Source organism: Arcanobacterium phocae (genome assembly GCF_900105865.1).
GTDB classification, from domain to species: domain Bacteria; phylum Actinomycetota; class Actinomycetes; order Actinomycetales; family Actinomycetaceae; genus Arcanobacterium; species Arcanobacterium phocae.
Map to the genome: position 1 here is coordinate 1,325,334 of NZ_LT629804.1, position 15,401 is coordinate 1,340,734.

The window sequence follows — 15,401 nt, forward strand, 5'->3', positions numbered from 1 at the left end:
ATGCGGTCATGATTGCATGGCATGGTTATGTGATAAATGATTGACACATAAAATTCTGTGTCATATATTTGTTACATAATTATTGGTTGTCCAATTCACCTTAGAGCGAGGTCAAAATGGCTATTGGTATCCTTTGTTCATTGATAGCGCTTTCTTTATTAATAGCGTTTATCTCATCAGCGTTTATTCACCATGGGAATGTGATGCAGGAAGCTGCGCTAAGACGATCTTATCAATGGTTGCAGAAGTTAGAGTTTGGGCTTGCGATCGGTTTAGGAATTTTAGTTGCGCTAGCGTTTCCTTCACTCCAGTTCGTAGCATCTTTTGACACGGCCAGAAACGGGGTAGTCATGATGCTGGCTCCGTTAACGGGAGTGATCGTTTCGCTATTGGTTCTAGCAATTTTCGAGTTGGTCCTTGCTTATTATGCGCCACGGAATCCTAACTTGGTTACTGCTTCGTTAGTGGTGCGTTCTACCCATAAGCAAGTACCTGGTCAAATTAAAAGATTGCTGTTAGTTTGGTTAATCCTGACCGCGTTGTTGAGTGTAGCCGGTTTATTGCTGGGCGGTGCTGATGGGCAAACACTTGCTCGTGACTTCCCAGATGGGACCGCAGTTGCACGCGGACCATTCCCTGGCTGGAAATATGTAGTTCCTGCAGTGATTGGCATTTTCTTAGTTGTAGTTTTTTACTATGGCGTTATTTATTTGATCGCTCATCGTCCGCGACTAGCCGAGCTAACTCCAGAAGAAGATGTGTTGTACCGTAATAAGTTAGCTAGGCGCATGGCGGCATTGGTGCAACTTGTACTAGCTCTAACTCCGGCAGGCTTTCTTGTGTTTGGCGGGTTTGCGATAGGCGGCGTTTACCGTGAAAATGGTTTAATCGGCTGGGGCTTAGTTGGCTTAGGTGTAGTGATTGGGTTAGTAGCCTTTATGGTTCCGGTAGTAGTGGAGCTTAAAAGTTCTACGGTTAAGGGGAGGTAGCCATGGAATCTGAACCTCACATAATTGTGATTGACAACAGTCAAAATGCTTTACCGCCTTATAAACAGATTCGCTCGCAGGTAGCATCGATGATTGTGGCAGGGCATCTGTCTTCAGGGCATGTGCTACCAACTATTCGCGATTTGGCTCGTGACTTACGATTAGCTCCAGGAACTATCACGCGTGCTTATAAAGAGCTGGAAGCTGAAGGATTGGTCGTGATGGCTGGTCGACGTGGCACGATGGTAGCTGAAACAATCCCTGAAAATATAAGAGTGCCAGACGAAATAGACCAGAAAGCGCGCGATATTATAGAGGTTGCAAAAGAGCTGGATTTTCCTATTGAGCGGTTAGCTGCACACTTGCGGTTGTTGGCTAGACAAACGTAAGTTAACTTTTGAGCTCTAGATGAGTAGTTGTTCGCGTTGGGACTCAGCATTTCGAGTTGGGGAATTGTGTGTCTTTGACCGTCGATGGAGTTAACAAAGGAACAGGGCATTAACCACGGTTGATTTTCGTTGCCAATCGATGTCATTGCAAGGATAGAACCAGCTAGGCCACGAAGCATTGACCCGGTAATATAAAACACGACATTAGGGGAGGCAAGAGCGCTAGTAAAAGCTCCAATGATGACGAATACGGTTGCGCCCATTAAAGCTTTGAGCATGAAGATCCTTAGCCATAATAGGCAAAATCAGCTGATTCAAGTAAGCCTGCATCCCGCCAATCGGTCCAAGAATAATGACGGCTAATGCAAATAGTCCAGAGGTATTTCTTTTCATAACCAGGCTTCTAGCAATGCGGAAGAGGGCTGAGATTGAACTTCTCAGAGTCGTTGCCTTGTTCCTGAGCAATGTGCTGTGCGATAAGCTCGCGTGCAGCGTTCGTCGCGTCGTCGATCGAGTCAAACAAATAGCCTGGAGACGCGAGCGAAGCAATCACACCCACATTTTGTGCAGCCCGGACGTGCTCAGGGCGTAAGCCCTTGATCATCGTTGTGATACCGCGTTCGTTAAGTTCGATAAGTACTTCGGCAAGGTGCTTAGCGCCAGAAGCATCCAAAATACCAACGTGAGACATAGATAAGATAACCACCTCAACTGATTGAGGAACCTTAGATAACTCAGTAACAATGCGCTCGGCGGCGCCAAAGAACATCGAACCATCAAGACGGAAATAGACGATTCGTTCGTCGTTCTTCATTTTCTCACCTGGTAACGTCAATTGAACAACGCCAGATAACCGCGATAGCTGGTACATCGCCCACAGAATAGCGATAACGACGCCGAACGCGATAGCCGCAACGAGATCGAAAACTATAGTGACGAATGCCGTTGCCCAGAAGACAAGCCGATCTCCTCGAGTTGAGCCGGTAACTTGGCGAATCGTTGCGAAAGATACCATGCGCACTGCGGTAACAAACAAGACCCCAGCTAAGGCAGATAAAGGGATATGGCTAACTAAACCAGCTGCGAAGTAAACAATACCGGTGAGGAGAATTGAGTGAGTAATCGCAGATAACCGGCTAGTTGCTCCAGATTTCACATTAACAGCGGTACGTGCGATAGCTCCGGTTGCTGGCATACCCCCAAACATTCCAGACCCGATAGATGCCAATCCTTGGCCCACCAGTTCGCGGTCAGGAGCATAAGAACCTTGACCTGGCATTCCAGCAGCCACACGCGCCGAAAGTAATGATTCGATGGCAGCCAAAAGGGCAACTGCGCACGCGGCTGGTGCAAGCTCTATGAGCAGATCCAAACGAACCAGTGGCAGTCGGGGCGCAGGTAGCGAATCTGGTAGGGTGCCGATCGTCGGTACGTTAAAGTCTCCGATGTAGGCGATCAGAGAGACGACGATGACTGCTACTAAAGAAGCGGGGAACGTCGGAGAGATCCGCGAAGAACCGATAATGATAAGCATCGTCATCCCAACAATTCCGAGAGTAAACAATGATACTGCCCAGTCGGCGTCAACGACGGCGAGAAAAGCGCCGCGAAGTGATTTGACACCGGCTGGAATTTTTGTGCCCATCGCCAGAGGTACTTGTTGTAAGGCGATGAGCGTAGCGATGCCTAAAGTGAAACCTTCGACCACGGACCAGGGAATAAGCGAAATAGCGCGGCCGAGCCCTAACAGACCCAGAGCTAAAACTATGCCGCCAGCCATCAGGGAAAGAAGCATGATGGAATTTGCGCCATGTTCGGCAACAATCGGAGCCAAAATGACAACCATGGCACCGGTTGGCCCAGAAACTTGAACATGTGATCCACCGAAGATCGCAGCAATCAGCCCAGCTACGATTGCGGTGACAAGTCCGGCAGCTGCTCCCACTCCAGAGGAAACTCCGAATGCGAGGGCGAGGGGTAGTGCGACAATACCAACGGTTATTCCGGCGATAATATCTTGTTTGATACTCGGGTGGAGGTAGTCATCTTTCGTAGGTAGCAGAGAATGTAAATGTCGAATGACGGTAGAAAAACGCAACGAAAGATCACGACCTTTGGGAGTGAATGACACGGGTGTTTCAAGGCGCGACGAAGCTACATAAAATAATGTGGAAACACTGAGAAAGATACGACCACTGCGTACGCCTTTAATCACTTTCATTATCCAAAAAAATATTGAAAAACTCAATTAGCAAGATAGTGATATTGACACTGTAAATCTGTTTGTGCACGGCGGATATCGTGAAAATTCTTTAGTTAGTCATTCCAATGGGGAGACTGAGAAACGCCCGGATAATGGTATCGGTCCTTTTTGAGAAAAACCAACAAACTACTTTCGGCAGAGTATCTTGTGCTTATGCCATGTGCTGGTTTGTTCTTTTGGTCGTGGTTCTCACCAATGAACACGTATTAGTGTTCTCTTTTCTGACGATTGCCGATGCACCTGACGAAGGCAATACATCGGTTAGTCAATAACCGCATCCTGCGACTACTTCTTCTTTGTGGGTAAAATTCCGCCGCCCCACAATGCCATACCGATTAATGCTGGTTGGAAGAACAACCGTGCTAACCGCTTGCCGTCAGTATCTAGCCCGAATGCGTCGATACCTTCGACGTACTGACCAATATTTCCCGGGAAAATTGCTGCATAAAATGCTGCTAACGCAACTCCGGTAACTTGCCGATGCTTAGGTAAGAGAAGGAGCGACAACCCGAGTCCGATTTCTGCGACGCCTGAGCCTAGAACGACGAGATCGTCGTCGACGGGAACCCAAGACGGTACTTGAGCTTGAAATTCCTCCCGCGCAAAAGTCATGTGAGAGATTCCAGCGAAGGACATGAACGAGCCAAGGACAATGCGCGTTGCAGTTTGCGATCTTCTCACCCATGGGCTGTTATGCTGAGTGGCTGGACCTGATAGTAGTGTTGATAGTTTCATGATGTCGTTCCCTTCTGATAGGCGGCTCACCTCAACCCTATCGGAAAAGACCATGAGGCCGTGGACAAGTTACGCCGCGGGCGAGTTATGCTGTGGGTGAGCTACACCGTCGTCGAATTACTATCGTCAACCGGGTGGAAATACACGAATTTGTATCCGCCAATGGAGCCCCAGGTGATAAACGTTAAGGCCGTGAAGATCGGCCACGTCGTCGAAACCATTCGCGGATGTTCGAGCATAGCTCGATAACGCTGGCCACCAAACTCAACCAGTGGTTCCATACCGCCACTGAGGATAAACAAATCTGGTTGTTCGCGTTGCTTATAGGCAATGAGCTCATTCGTGAAATCCGTCGCCGACATAATCGGATGGTTCGGTTCGAAAAACAGTAGCGTACGCGGAAGCGAGAACAACGTACTCAGACGAGTGTTAGCTCGCGATACCTTTAGGTTCATCACCATGAGATACCCGATCCACGCCAATACGTAGGCAGAAGCGAGCAGAACCAGAAAACCGAGCACAGCAGACCATGTTGTCCACCAGTGCAAAATCCATCCAACGATAGCGCCAGCAGCCATCATCACCAGCGCATGCACCGTGGTAACACGTAGCAAGGACCATGGCCGATTAGCTACTGCCAGATAGCCAGCAACCCCGATAGCGCCCAATCCGGCATACCCGAATCGTTCTACGAGCAGCGCCGTAACGTCGTCGTCAAATTGTTGTAAAAAGCTAGAAACTCCAGGGGTATAAGGCTGGCCAAAGACCAACGCGAACCCAAGCTCACCTAGTGCGCCGATTCCTATCGCGCAAAGGCTACCGATCAATACATGTGCCACCTGATTTTTGACGGACATTTTCACATACCTATCTTTCGTTTGAAAGCGGATAACTGCCGGCGCGAAACATATAAACGCGTACCATCTTTCAACACAACGCTCAGCGTGCCGTTCAATGAAAGATCGAGTTTAGCGATGGCTGAAATATTGACGATCTCAGAGTGAGAGATGCGAGCAAACTCAGTTGTTGGCAGGGTATTCTCCAGTTCATATAAACGCATCTTCACCACGAAATCAGAGGTGAGAGTATGCACCCACACCGCCTTATTTTGGGTGTAGAACGCCAAACAATCAGAAGTATCGAGCAAGTGCACCTCATTGTTCTCCCACGCCAAGATATGGCGCCCCTGCGCAACTGAACTCGCTGCCAAGTGCTCAATGGCTCGTACTGTATCGTCAATAACTGGGGTTGTGACATCAACACAGCCTTCGTCTAGACTCCGATCAATAGTGAGGGAAAACTTCATGACCTCTCGTTTCCTGCAGTTATACAGTGCTTTCGTCTAGCACCATTAAAACTCAAGGTCAGCTGACGAAGATACTTGGCGTAAGTATTTGGTCATTTTTTGATGCTAAGTGGTACGGCTAGTGCCATGGGCATAACTGGCAACTGTATGCCTGTAGCAATAGACTCAGCAATATGGACCACTCACCGTTTTTGTTATCTGGAACGCAAGATGCGAGCCAGCGTCCGTACATTCGTTTTATTCTCAGCAGAGGGGCTGGGAAGGGTAATGCGCATGCTTTGGCTCAAGCAATTCGTTCCTGCTACCCGCACGCAACTCACTCCGAACTGGGTGGGGATCGGCGCCAAGCTGGCAGGGTAACAATCTCGTTGACCCGCGGGCCGGACCATGTCCAAAAACTTGCTGCTGAATGGAACGAGTTTTGGGGCGACAAAGGAGTTTGCTACGTAGCCGGTGGCGACGGATCCGTGAACGAAGTTGTTCAGGCGCTGGCCGGTAAAGATTGCGCGTTCGGTGTGATCCCGATGGGGACCGGTAACGATTTTGCTCGTAGTTTGTACGGCGAAGATGTTGGTTATCGTGACGCATTGTCTCTTATTTCGGCAACGAAGAACGTGGAGTTTTCCCCGATCGACGTGTTGCAGGTCAATGACCTGTACTGTGCAAACGTGTTTTCGCTCGGATATGATACCGAAGTTCTTCGTGAGGCGATGCGTGTGCAGCGGCGTTTCCGGGCTTTAGGGAGCTCAGCTTATGGGCTTGGCGTAGCGCGTACGTTGTGGCGCGAAAAGTCAGTGCCATTGGCGTTTTCGTACCATGATATAGCTGGTGAACACCATCAAATCGAACAAGCATGTACCGTTTTTGTGGTAGGTAACGGGCGCATGTATGGGGGTGGTTATCAGCCGTTGCCAGATGCACTTTTAGACGATGCACACGCTGATTTCTTGTATTCCGACAGTTTGTCATTACTTGGAATTGGGCGTCTTTTAGCTAAATATCGGGATGGATCGCATACCGAGAGCCCGGTTGCACATATGGATGAGATTGTCGATCTACATGTGGAGCGGATCGACGGTGAGTCCCTGCTATGGAACATTGATGGGCTTATTTATGAAAGCGACGCCGTGGATATTAAGAACATTCCTAGTGCCGTGACGCTTGCTCGATTAGTGCCAGGGGTGCAAGAATGACCGCTGTTCGTACCTCGGCTTTAGTCTTCTGCGGCGGTTTGGCTGGGGTGTTCTTGCGCTGGTCTCTTATTCAGGTTTTTCCGATGTCAGGATCGTGGGCTGTCTATCTGATTAACGCCTTTGGTAGTTTTTTGCTTGGTTGCCTTTACGGATACAGTGAGCGGTACACCGGGGCGTGGTTGACGACGGCGGAGGGCCGGCTTTTCTTTGGAACTGGCCTGCTAGGTGGGTTTACGACGTATTCTACATTTGCGGTAGACGTTGTCCAGATAGGCGAAACGGCCCCGATAGCTGGCCTTATTTTTGCTAGTAGCCAGTTAATCCTAGGCGCCGGCTTAGCGCTATGTGGGCTGTGGCTGGGAAACCGGAGGCGGCACGTATGATTGCTCTAATTGCTATTGCCGGTGGATTGGGTGCAGTGGCACGTTACTGGACAGATACCTGGCTCAAGCGACTGGGGTTTAGCGGGTTGTGGTCAACTGCAGTGATCAATGTTATTGGCGCGGTTTTCCTTGGCGCGATTATTTCTGGTGGCTTTGGAGCGCTGATATCAGCCGTCCTTGGTGCTGGATTTTGCGGTGGATTTACAACTTTTAGTACCGCGAGTGTGGAAACAGGGCGGTTGCTGCTTGCTAGGCGAGCAGGATACGCGGTCGGTTACATGGTAGCCATGTGTGTCTTAAGTGTTTGCAGTGTATTTTTAGGAACACTTTTAGGGGATCTGTTCCGTTAATTTTGCACTCCAATGCAATTATGTACTAGAGTGCAGTTATGAGTGAATGTACCCGACGAGAATCAAAACGCCAAGAAACCGCAGACAGCATCGTTCGATCTGCCATTGCTTTGGTGACTAAAGCTGAATCCATTGATTCGGTTTCTATTGACGATATCGCGCAAGAAGCAGGCATATCGCGACGTACATTCTTCAATCATTTCCCTACAAAAATTACAGTGCTGCTCGAGCCTTTATTCGTCTACCGCTCGCGCTATATTGCTCATGTCCTCAATGCGTCGATGAGTATTACTGCATGGCGAGCAGTTGCTCAAGCAGTAGCTAAGACAATTGCGGACTGTGATGATCTTGATTTGGTAGCGCGCTCCGAATGGATTCTTACCCGATTGGTCCACTCTTCATCGGCTCCGGCGGATATTCCGCATCGGTCTGCCTATGAAGCCCATAACAATGCCTTGCGGATAAATCTTCAACAACGGCTTAACCAAGACGATCCAATTGCAGTGGAATTGCTTAGCGGAATCGGTGACCAAGTACTTCGGCTTGCTCTGGTAGCTGTGCGAGAAAACGACAATAAGGACCCACGCCAAGCCGCCCAAGAAGCGGTTACTCACTCATTTGAGCTTTTGGCAACAAATAATTTTGGCCTCTGAAGGAGACATGACACCGTGGATAAAACACATAAACTCATCCTCGCCATTCTTATCTTTGGTGTCTCACTTATAGTTTTAGACGGTACGATTGTTGCCGTTTCACTGCCGGTTATTATTGCAGATCTGGGACTGTCCTTGACGCAGGCGCAATGGGTGTCATCGTTGTACACAGTTGTTTTTGCCGCGCTTCTACTGCCATCTGGTGTATTGGGTGATCGTTACAGTCATCGGCGTATGTTCATTTCCGGCTTAGTAATCTTCGGTGCTGCCTCCGCCATTGCATCATTCGCTACCGGGGCACCGGTGCTGCTTATGGCACGCGCTCTACAAGGACTTGGCGGCGCATTCGTTCTGCCAGCAACCTTGTCTATCATTAATGAAACATTCCGAAAGAATAATAGAGTAGCGGCCTTCGGAATTTGGGGAGCTGCCATGGCGACAATGGCTGCCCTCGGGCCTCTTGTGGGCGGCTGGATTACCTCTGAATTTTCATGGCCCTGGGTTTTCTTGGTGAATGTGCCTCTTGTCCTATGCGCAGTGCCAATTGCGTTACGTATATTACCCCGCGCCGATAAGCCTTCTCGGCAACGCCTACCACTACTTTCTACCGTCATGTCCGCGCTTTCATTTGCGGCGATTGTTTTTGGTCTAATTGAGGGAACTGCCTACGGTTGGTGGACTCCAAAGCAAGGACTTTCACTAGGAAGCTGGGAATTGAATCCACCCATTTCTGTTTCCGCTCTTGTCTTGATCTTTGGCATGCTGCTCCTTATTACCTTCGTTGGGCGTGAACTTTACAAGGTGCGAAACTCTCGAGATGTTCTTGTAGATCCGCAGTTATTTACCATCCCGTCGTTTGCGTTAGGGAATATCACTGCGGCTGCAGTAGCTGCCGGTGAATTCGGCGTGCTATTTGGGCTACCTCTGTTCTTAGTAAACGTTTGTGGACTCTCAACGATGGAAACGGGATGGGTACTTGCTGCGCTGGCCTGTGGTGGAATTATTTCTGGTGGTCTAGCACGTTTTATTTCGCAACGTATTGGCCCAGAGCGAACCGTTATCGTAGGTTTAGTCCTCGAAGTGTTAGGGATCATCGGCGTCGTCGTTTTGCTTGACCCGGCAATACATATGTGGATGCTAGTAGCTTTGCTAGCTATGTACGGTTGCGGCATGGGCTTAGCGTCTGCGCAACTTACATCTGTTGTTCTCGCACACATTCCAGTGAAAATTTCTGGCATGGGATCAGCTATTCAATCGACATTCCGCCAGGTTGGTTCAGCAACGGGAGTGGCCCTAGCGGGCTCCGCTCTGGCAGTCGCTATCAACCGTGATATGCCGACCCGGCTTGTCGATGCAGGTCTGCCGCATGATCTAGCAGTAAAGTTCTCCGATGCAACAGCTTCATCAGTCGGTGGCGCCATGAGTGGTTTGTCTGATGGGAACCCGCAGCTACTATCTGTGCTTCACGATGGGTACACCGTTGGTCAGGCAGTAGCCATGGGCTCATGCGGAGTATTCCTCGTTATCGGACTATTCTGTTCCATTGCGTTGTATCAAATTGCTCGGCGATAGTGGTTTCGATGCATGAAGCAATGGAGCAGGTTCGCCGGCGAAAATCGGAAATACGTGAGGAACTTGCATTACCGAAAACCACGCTTGAAGAAATACGATACGGTTACCTTCGAAAACGTTTGTGGTGGAACGACGGCGGACCGCACGTTTCGCGGATATCCATAGACGTTGGGCCAGATAATGTAGACGTCAGTTTGTATGGAGCTAACTATTCGTCAACTCAAGCCATTGTGTATGCGCATGGCGGTGGCTGGATAGTCGGCCATAGTCAAAGTCACGATCGTCTCTTACGCGCCCTGAGCCACGAATGTCGCTGTCCGATATATTCAGTGAATTACTCCCTCGCGCCAGAATCAAAATATCCAGTGCAAATACAAGAAACCGCAGCGGTCATAAACCATGTAGCAATGTGTATGCCACATATTTTCCTGATGGGGGACAGCTGTGGAGCAACACTAATGATGCAGACATGTCATGCGCTCAGCGGCGACGTCGTCGTCGATAATCTCGAACCGAACCTCACAAGCAGGTCTAAAATAGCTGGACTAGCCCTATTTTATGGTGCCTACGGACTAACGGATTCTGCTTCTTTGCGCCAGTTTTCGAGCATGGAAGGGATGTCTCGTGCGGATTTGCGTAGCTATGAACAGGCGATACTTTCTGAAGATGGCAATCGAAACGTTCTGAACCTAGTGGATATTCCAGCACAAAGCTATCCACCGAGCTATCTTGTGGCGGCAGAATTTGATCCGTTGCGTGACGATTCGCGTGCTCTGGCTGACAAGATTGATAGGACTTCCGGCAACGTCGTTTACGACGAAATTCTGGGAGTAGAACACGAATTTATGCAGTACGGACGAATACTTCCCCAGGTAGATGAGGTTATAAAAAATGTGGCGCACTGGCTTAATGCCAATACGCCACAAAACAAGTAAAAGCTACTTGCGCCCGTAACGGCGGTTGAACTTCTCAACCTGACCCGCGGTGTCAAGAATACGACGTTGACCGGTGTAGAACGGATGTGAAGCATTGGAAACTTCGATATCGATCACTGGGTACGTATTGCCGTCTTCCCACTCAATTGTATTTTCTGACGTCAGCGTAGAACGTGTAAGAAACGTATAGTTAGCAGAACGATCGCGGAATACTACCGGGTGATAATCGGGGTGAATGCCCTTCTTCATGAAATCCTCCTTAAAGATTGTAACGATGACACTTTACCCTTATCGATAACCTTTCTCAATTATAAGTGTCTCATTTAATGGAATGTGATAGGTGTTATTAACACAGAACTCTAGTACTGTGATGTAATCAAAACTTAGCGTTAGTTAAAACTTGACCACGAAAGGAGACGTCCATGATTGAGGTATATCCATTTTTAACCTTAGTTCCGCCACTTATTGCGATTGTACTGGTGATCTGGACGAAGAAGGTTATCCTCTCGTTGCTAGCTGGAATCATCACGGCAGCGTTCTTTGCATCAGACGGTATGCCATTTGCCACTGTCCAACTATTGTGGTCAACTTTTTTGGGTCTTTTTTGGAATGCCGATCAAGGTGAACTAAACTCCTACTACATCTTGATCCTCCTTTTCCTCGTTGTCTTGGGGATCATTACGTCTCTGGTTTTAATGGCTGGCGGTACATACGCATTTTCTACCTGGACGGCGCAACGAATCCGGACTGGGCGAGGCGCTCAAACTCTCGCTGCTGGATTGGGAACCGCGATATTTGTTGATGATTATTTCAACGCGTTGGCAGTTGGGCAAGTTGCTCGTCCAGTTACCGATCAACATCGAATTTCGCGTGCCAAGCTAGCCTACTTAATTGATTCGTCCTCAGCACCGGTTGCAGTCTTAGCGCCTTTTTCTTCCTGGGGAGCATCCATTATCGGAATCATGGCGCCGATCGTTGCCACTGTGGGTATCAATGTGTCGGATGCGGGAGCCTTTATCCGTTCTGCTGGAATGAACTATTATGCAATCGCGGCGATAGTACTGTTGTGGTTGGCCGTCGGTTTAGACCTCAACATTGGATCCATGCGAAAAGAGGAACGTCGTGCACGGAGTACTGGCGAAGTGTACGATCCGGCTTCTCCAGTTCCTGGGCAGCTAGCTGATAATCTTCCGCAGTGCGAGCCTGGCGCACGTAGAGCTCTTATAGTTCCATTTGTTTTTCTCGTTATGGGTGTGCTTGGAGGCATCGGCTACACCGGATATCTGGCAGGTGGCTCGTGGGGATTGCTCAGTATCTTGGCCAATACAAACGTAGCTTTATCCCTCAATGTCGGCGGTCTTAGCGGCCTAGTAGCTGCGATCTATTATTATTTCCGTTACACTCATCGCAACGCACATTTTACTGGACGCACTTTTGTCACCGGAATTGTTGAAGGCGTAAAGTCTATGCTTCCAGCTATTGAAATACTGCTCTGTGCTTGGGTACTCGGTGGTCTTATCTCAGTATTGGGCACTGGAGAATACTTGGGATCTATAGTCGTCTCTGCCCATCTACCAGCATTATGGCTAGCCCCAATTATTTTCATTGTAGCTGGCGCAATGGCATTCGCTACTGGGACATCATGGGGATCATTCGGTATTCTCCTACCGATTGCCGGTGATATTTTGAATTCAGTTCCAGGCGGTTCTGGAGCACTATTAGCAGCTTTCGGCGCGGTACTTGCTGGTGCAGTATGGGGGGATCACTGTTCACCGATTTCAGATACGACGATCCTATCGTCCACCGGTGCTGGTTGTAACCATATTGTGCATGTAACTACACAGCTACCATACGCATTGCTTGGGGCGATATCTGCTTTCCTCGGCTACATTGGATTGGCTATTACTGGTTCGGGTATTATCGGTTTGATCGTCACATTGCTCATACTTTCGGCATGTGTAACCTGTATTCGCCTTTATTTACCACTTGATAGTGAGAAAACAACCGTTTAGTCCGCATGCTAGGTAACAATTGCCGGTATAGTGAAAGTTGCTTACTAGGTGTTAACGAGAATAGGAAGAGTTCTAATGTCAGAGAACAATGAGAATCTTAACCCAACCGAGCCGGATCGGCCGGCAGTCCCGCAAGAGCCGCAACAGCCGGAGGCTCCGCAGGCTCCAGCTGTTCCGCAGCAGGGATATGTTCCGCCGCAGCCGGAGGCTCCGCAGGCTCCAGCTGTTCCACAGCAGGGATACGTTCCACCGCAGCCGAACATGGGACAGCCAGCTGTTCCACAGCAGGGATATGTTCCGCCGCAGGCTTATCCGCAAGGCTATGCACAACAGCCAGCCCAGCCAAGCCCAGTTATTCTTGCACTCAAAGATATTCCTCGGGTCTTTGGACACATCTGGCACGGCCGGACTAGCGATACATTCGCAACTATTTTCCAGCAGCGCTTATTCGCTCTAGTGACCTTCGGCATTTATATTCTTACTGCTGGAATCTTGGGCGCTACTTCGCTGGCAAGATCCAATTTTGGACCGTTCGCTGAAGGCGATTACTACGGGATAATGATGGGGATCTTGGATCATCACTACAGCTACTTTTCGCTCAATTTCGGTCAGTGGTTCTATGCATTGATCTTGTTCTTAGTAACTAGTGTCTTGGCTATTTCCATGCGCGCCCTTGCTATTATGCTGACACTGAAAGTACGCGGATTGACTGTCCAGTTTATGCGTGCACTAACGCTCTACACAGTCGCATGCATTCCAGCGTTGATGTTCCTGCCAATCGTGTTCATTATTGTTCTTCTGCCGGCATCTGGCTTTACTGCATTCTTAACCCTGGTTGTCGCGATCATGATTATCATCGCTTCTATCGTTGGCGAACTGTTGCTTTACGTTGGCATCAACCGTGAAGGCCGGATGGCTAAATCGCCGGCAGTTCCATATGCCAGCCTGACAACCGCTGCGTTGATCATCTCGTTTATTTTGAATGTGCTTATTATGCGGAGCTTCTAAGCGCTCTCATTCAGATGTGTGCCCGGTACCAGCCACCGGGCACACATCTTTTAATCTCACATTGTGGTGTATTGAGCACCACAGTGTGGGAATGAGTTTTGCTCTGCGGATGTCTGCTTGCTACAGTTACCTCAGCCCAAAAAGAAAAACCACTGGAAGGAGAAGAAGTGGCAGCACGCAATACCCGCCTACGTCGCTCTTTCTGTTGGTTATGTGATTCTTCGTGGATCCCAACTTCTTCGTGGAAACCGGGAATTATTTTTCCCGTTATTCGTTATTTATTGCTATTGAAGCCTTGGTTTTTTACCAAGGCTTTTTTATTACCCTAGGGAACTAGTGAAAGGCATAGTTATGGCAAACATTGCCGCAACGCTCACTCAATTTGAGCGGTATGCACGTGATAATAATTGTCCCGAGTTGCTTAGCCTCGTTGACACAATTCATCGAGCACAAGATAGCGGCGAAATTTCCGCCAATGTCGCAGTGTTCCCAGGTTTCTGCGATGTTCATGTCCATCTGCGAGAGCCCGGCCAAAGCTATAAAGAAACAATTGCTACCGGAACTAGGGCATCGGCACGTGGCGGCTTTACTACCGTTGGTGCTATGCCAAACCTTGATCCGGTGCCAGATAGCTTGACGACCTTAGCACGTGAGCAGGAGCTCATTAACCGTGACGCCGTTATTGAAACTCTTCCCTATGCGTCAGTCACAAAGGGAGAAGCTGGCACTGAGTTAGCCGACATAAGTGATCTTGCACCACACGTAATTGGGTTTTCCGACGACGGTCATGGTGTCGACAATTCAGATCTTATGAAAGATGCGTTGCGCTTGTTAGCACAAGCGGGCAGCATCGTTGCTGTTCATGCTGAAGATGGCGAACTTCGGCCAGCGAATTCCTGTATCAACGACGGCCCATACGCTGCGGAGCATAATCTGATCGGCATTCCTAAAACAGCGGAATATCTGCAAATTGCACGAGATATTCAGATGTTACGCGAGCTAAAAGAAGAAGGCTACTTACCGGCTTATCATGTCTGCCATATTTCGTGCGGCGAATCAGCGGATGTGATCCGCCAAGCTAAAGCAGAAGGCCTGAATGTCACCTGCGAAACTGCCATGCACTATCTGCTGGCTGACGAATCAATGCTGATCGACGATGGCCGATTCAAGATGAATCCGCCGTTGCGTCAGCCAGCTGATCGAGCTGCGTTAATCGAGGCATTGACCGATGGCACAGTTGATCTGATTGCAACCGATCATGCTCCGCATTCGGCTGAAGAGAAAGGCCGTGGTTTGGCGCATTCAGCATTTGGGGTTGTCGGGATTGAGATTTCATTCCCGCTTTTTTATAGCTACTTTGTTAAAACTGGCCACGTGACCTTGGAACGGGCTATCGAACTATTCACTACGGCTGGCCGGGAGCGCTTCAATGTTGCTCAGCGCTCCAGCGATTTCACCATCTGGGATTTGGATGCAACCTACACCATTGACCCACACGACTTTATTTCGCTCGGCAAGGCCACGCCGTTTACCGGCTGGGAAGTTTCGGGACGTTGCCTAGCGACTATCTATGACAACGCGATTGTCTACACCACCCACGAGCTGTAAAACGA

At 49.2% G+C, this 15,401-nt stretch carries 17 protein-coding genes; 11 read left to right on the top strand and 6 right to left on the bottom strand.

The genetic code is table 11. The features are described 5' to 3' along the window. The first annotated feature begins 116 nt into the window (after window positions 1-116). Both BLT51_RS05950 and BLT51_RS05955 read left to right on the top strand, forming a co-directional pair. On the top strand, window positions 117-989 hold the full coding sequence (locus BLT51_RS05950) for a hypothetical protein (RefSeq protein WP_157672933.1): 873 nt from the start codon (window positions 117-119) through the stop codon (window positions 987-989). 2 nt (window positions 990-991) lie between these two features. Next, entirely contained in the window at window positions 992-1,378 is a 387-nt protein-coding gene (locus BLT51_RS05955; RefSeq protein WP_091281031.1) for a GntR family transcriptional regulator, read from the top strand. 222 nt (window positions 1,379-1,600) lie between these two features. On the opposite strand, the gene BLT51_RS09115 is transcribed toward BLT51_RS05955, so the two are convergent. The 5 genes from BLT51_RS09115 to BLT51_RS05975 form a co-directional block, all read right to left on the bottom strand. Next, window positions 1,601-1,771 (bottom strand): hypothetical protein, encoded by a 171-nt coding sequence (locus tag BLT51_RS09115; protein WP_157672934.1) that lies wholly within the window; start codon window positions 1,769-1,771, stop codon window positions 1,601-1,603. Between the two features lie 10 nt (window positions 1,772-1,781). Next, entirely contained in the window at window positions 1,782-3,509 is a 1,728-nt protein-coding gene (locus tag BLT51_RS05960; RefSeq protein WP_231943915.1) for a SulP family inorganic anion transporter, read from the bottom strand. A gap of 417 nt (window positions 3,510-3,926) precedes the next feature. Continuing rightward, window positions 3,927-4,376, bottom strand: coding sequence for a DoxX family protein (locus BLT51_RS05965; RefSeq protein ID WP_197672571.1), 450 nt, complete (start codon window positions 4,374-4,376; stop codon window positions 3,927-3,929). A gap of 101 nt (window positions 4,377-4,477) precedes the next feature. Further along, window positions 4,478-5,233: a DUF3021 family protein gene (locus BLT51_RS05970; protein WP_091281034.1), complete on the bottom strand. Its 756-nt coding sequence runs from the start codon at window positions 5,231-5,233 to the stop codon at window positions 4,478-4,480. Window positions 5,234-5,235: 2 nt separating this feature from the next. Beyond that, window positions 5,236-5,682, bottom strand: coding sequence for a LytTR family DNA-binding domain-containing protein (locus BLT51_RS05975; protein WP_091281037.1), 447 nt, complete (start codon window positions 5,680-5,682; stop codon window positions 5,236-5,238). A gap of 173 nt (window positions 5,683-5,855) precedes the next feature. Here BLT51_RS05975 and BLT51_RS05980 point away from each other — a divergent pair, with 173 nt between their 5' ends. Genes BLT51_RS05980 through BLT51_RS06005 form a run of 6 tightly spaced genes read left to right on the top strand, consistent with a single transcriptional unit; the run spans window position 5,856 to window position 10,768 of the window. Continuing rightward, a complete protein-coding gene (locus tag BLT51_RS05980) occupies window positions 5,856-6,875 on the top strand; it encodes a diacylglycerol/lipid kinase family protein (protein ID WP_091281040.1) in 1,020 nt (339 codons plus the stop codon). Next, a complete protein-coding gene (locus tag BLT51_RS05985) occupies window positions 6,872-7,258 on the top strand; it encodes a fluoride efflux transporter FluC (RefSeq protein ID WP_091281043.1) in 387 nt (128 codons plus the stop codon). Before BLT51_RS05980 ends, BLT51_RS05985 begins: the two co-directional genes overlap by 4 nt. Next, complete coding sequence (locus BLT51_RS05990; protein WP_091281045.1) at window positions 7,255-7,608, top strand: fluoride efflux transporter FluC; 354 nt, start codon at window positions 7,255-7,257, stop codon at window positions 7,606-7,608. Before BLT51_RS05985 ends, BLT51_RS05990 begins: the two co-directional genes overlap by 4 nt. A gap of 38 nt (window positions 7,609-7,646) precedes the next feature. After that, the gene (locus BLT51_RS05995; RefSeq protein WP_091281048.1) at window positions 7,647-8,261 is read left to right on the top strand and encodes a TetR/AcrR family transcriptional regulator; all 615 of its coding nucleotides are present in this window, start codon (window positions 7,647-7,649) and stop codon (window positions 8,259-8,261) included. Between the two features lie 15 nt (window positions 8,262-8,276). After that, a complete protein-coding gene (locus BLT51_RS06000) occupies window positions 8,277-9,833 on the top strand; it encodes an MFS transporter (protein ID WP_091281051.1) in 1,557 nt (518 codons plus the stop codon). Between the two features lie 8 nt (window positions 9,834-9,841). Then, entirely contained in the window at window positions 9,842-10,768 is a 927-nt protein-coding gene (locus tag BLT51_RS06005) for an alpha/beta hydrolase fold domain-containing protein (protein WP_157672935.1), read from the top strand. 3 nt (window positions 10,769-10,771) lie between these two features. On the opposite strand, the gene BLT51_RS06010 is transcribed toward BLT51_RS06005, so the two are convergent. Beyond that, a complete protein-coding gene (locus tag BLT51_RS06010; RefSeq protein WP_091281056.1) occupies window positions 10,772-11,017 on the bottom strand; it encodes a type B 50S ribosomal protein L31 in 246 nt (81 codons plus the stop codon). Window positions 11,018-11,190: 173 nt separating this feature from the next. Between BLT51_RS06010 and BLT51_RS06015 the strand changes: the two genes are divergently transcribed. From BLT51_RS06015 to BLT51_RS06025, 3 genes are all read left to right on the top strand, one after another. Next, a complete protein-coding gene (locus tag BLT51_RS06015; RefSeq protein WP_091281058.1) occupies window positions 11,191-12,780 on the top strand; it encodes a Na+/H+ antiporter NhaC family protein in 1,590 nt (529 codons plus the stop codon). Window positions 12,781-12,855: 75 nt separating this feature from the next. Then, complete coding sequence (locus tag BLT51_RS06020; protein ID WP_091281062.1) at window positions 12,856-13,788, top strand: hypothetical protein; 933 nt, start codon at window positions 12,856-12,858, stop codon at window positions 13,786-13,788. A 351-nt stretch (window positions 13,789-14,139) separates the two neighbouring features. Next, the gene (locus BLT51_RS06025; protein ID WP_091281065.1) at window positions 14,140-15,396 is read left to right on the top strand and encodes a dihydroorotase; all 1,257 of its coding nucleotides are present in this window, start codon (window positions 14,140-14,142) and stop codon (window positions 15,394-15,396) included. Window positions 15,397-15,401: the final 5 nt, after the last annotated feature.

Excerpts from the sequence above, each read along its gene's own strand:
- BLT51_RS05955 (WP_091281031.1), top strand. The coding sequence starts at position 992 with ATGGAATCTGAACCTCACATAATTGTGATTGACAACAGTCAAAATGCT.
- BLT51_RS09115 (WP_157672934.1), bottom strand. The coding sequence starts at position 1,771 with ATGAAAAGAAATACCTCTGGACTATTTGCATTAGCCGTCATTATTCTT.
- BLT51_RS05990 (WP_091281045.1), top strand. The coding sequence starts at position 7,255 with ATGATTGCTCTAATTGCTATTGCCGGTGGATTGGGTGCAGTGGCACGT.
- BLT51_RS05950 (WP_157672933.1), top strand. The coding sequence starts at position 117 with ATGGCTATTGGTATCCTTTGTTCATTGATAGCGCTTTCTTTATTAATA.
- BLT51_RS05980 (WP_091281040.1), top strand. The coding sequence starts at position 5,856 with ATGGACCACTCACCGTTTTTGTTATCTGGAACGCAAGATGCGAGCCAG.
- BLT51_RS05975 (WP_091281037.1), bottom strand. The coding sequence starts at position 5,682 with ATGAAGTTTTCCCTCACTATTGATCGGAGTCTAGACGAAGGCTGTGTT.
- BLT51_RS05970 (WP_091281034.1), bottom strand. The coding sequence starts at position 5,233 with ATGTCCGTCAAAAATCAGGTGGCACATGTATTGATCGGTAGCCTTTGC.
- BLT51_RS06020 (WP_091281062.1), top strand. The coding sequence starts at position 12,856 with ATGTCAGAGAACAATGAGAATCTTAACCCAACCGAGCCGGATCGGCCG.
- BLT51_RS05965 (WP_197672571.1), bottom strand. The coding sequence starts at position 4,376 with ATGAAACTATCAACACTACTATCAGGTCCAGCCACTCAGCATAACAGC.
- BLT51_RS06015 (WP_091281058.1), top strand. The coding sequence starts at position 11,191 with ATGATTGAGGTATATCCATTTTTAACCTTAGTTCCGCCACTTATTGCG.
- BLT51_RS05995 (WP_091281048.1), top strand. The coding sequence starts at position 7,647 with ATGAGTGAATGTACCCGACGAGAATCAAAACGCCAAGAAACCGCAGAC.
- BLT51_RS05985 (WP_091281043.1), top strand. The coding sequence starts at position 6,872 with ATGACCGCTGTTCGTACCTCGGCTTTAGTCTTCTGCGGCGGTTTGGCT.
- BLT51_RS06005 (WP_157672935.1), top strand. The coding sequence starts at position 9,842 with ATGCATGAAGCAATGGAGCAGGTTCGCCGGCGAAAATCGGAAATACGT.
- BLT51_RS06010 (WP_091281056.1), bottom strand. The coding sequence starts at position 11,017 with ATGAAGAAGGGCATTCACCCCGATTATCACCCGGTAGTATTCCGCGAT.
- BLT51_RS06025 (WP_091281065.1), top strand. The coding sequence starts at position 14,140 with ATGGCAAACATTGCCGCAACGCTCACTCAATTTGAGCGGTATGCACGT.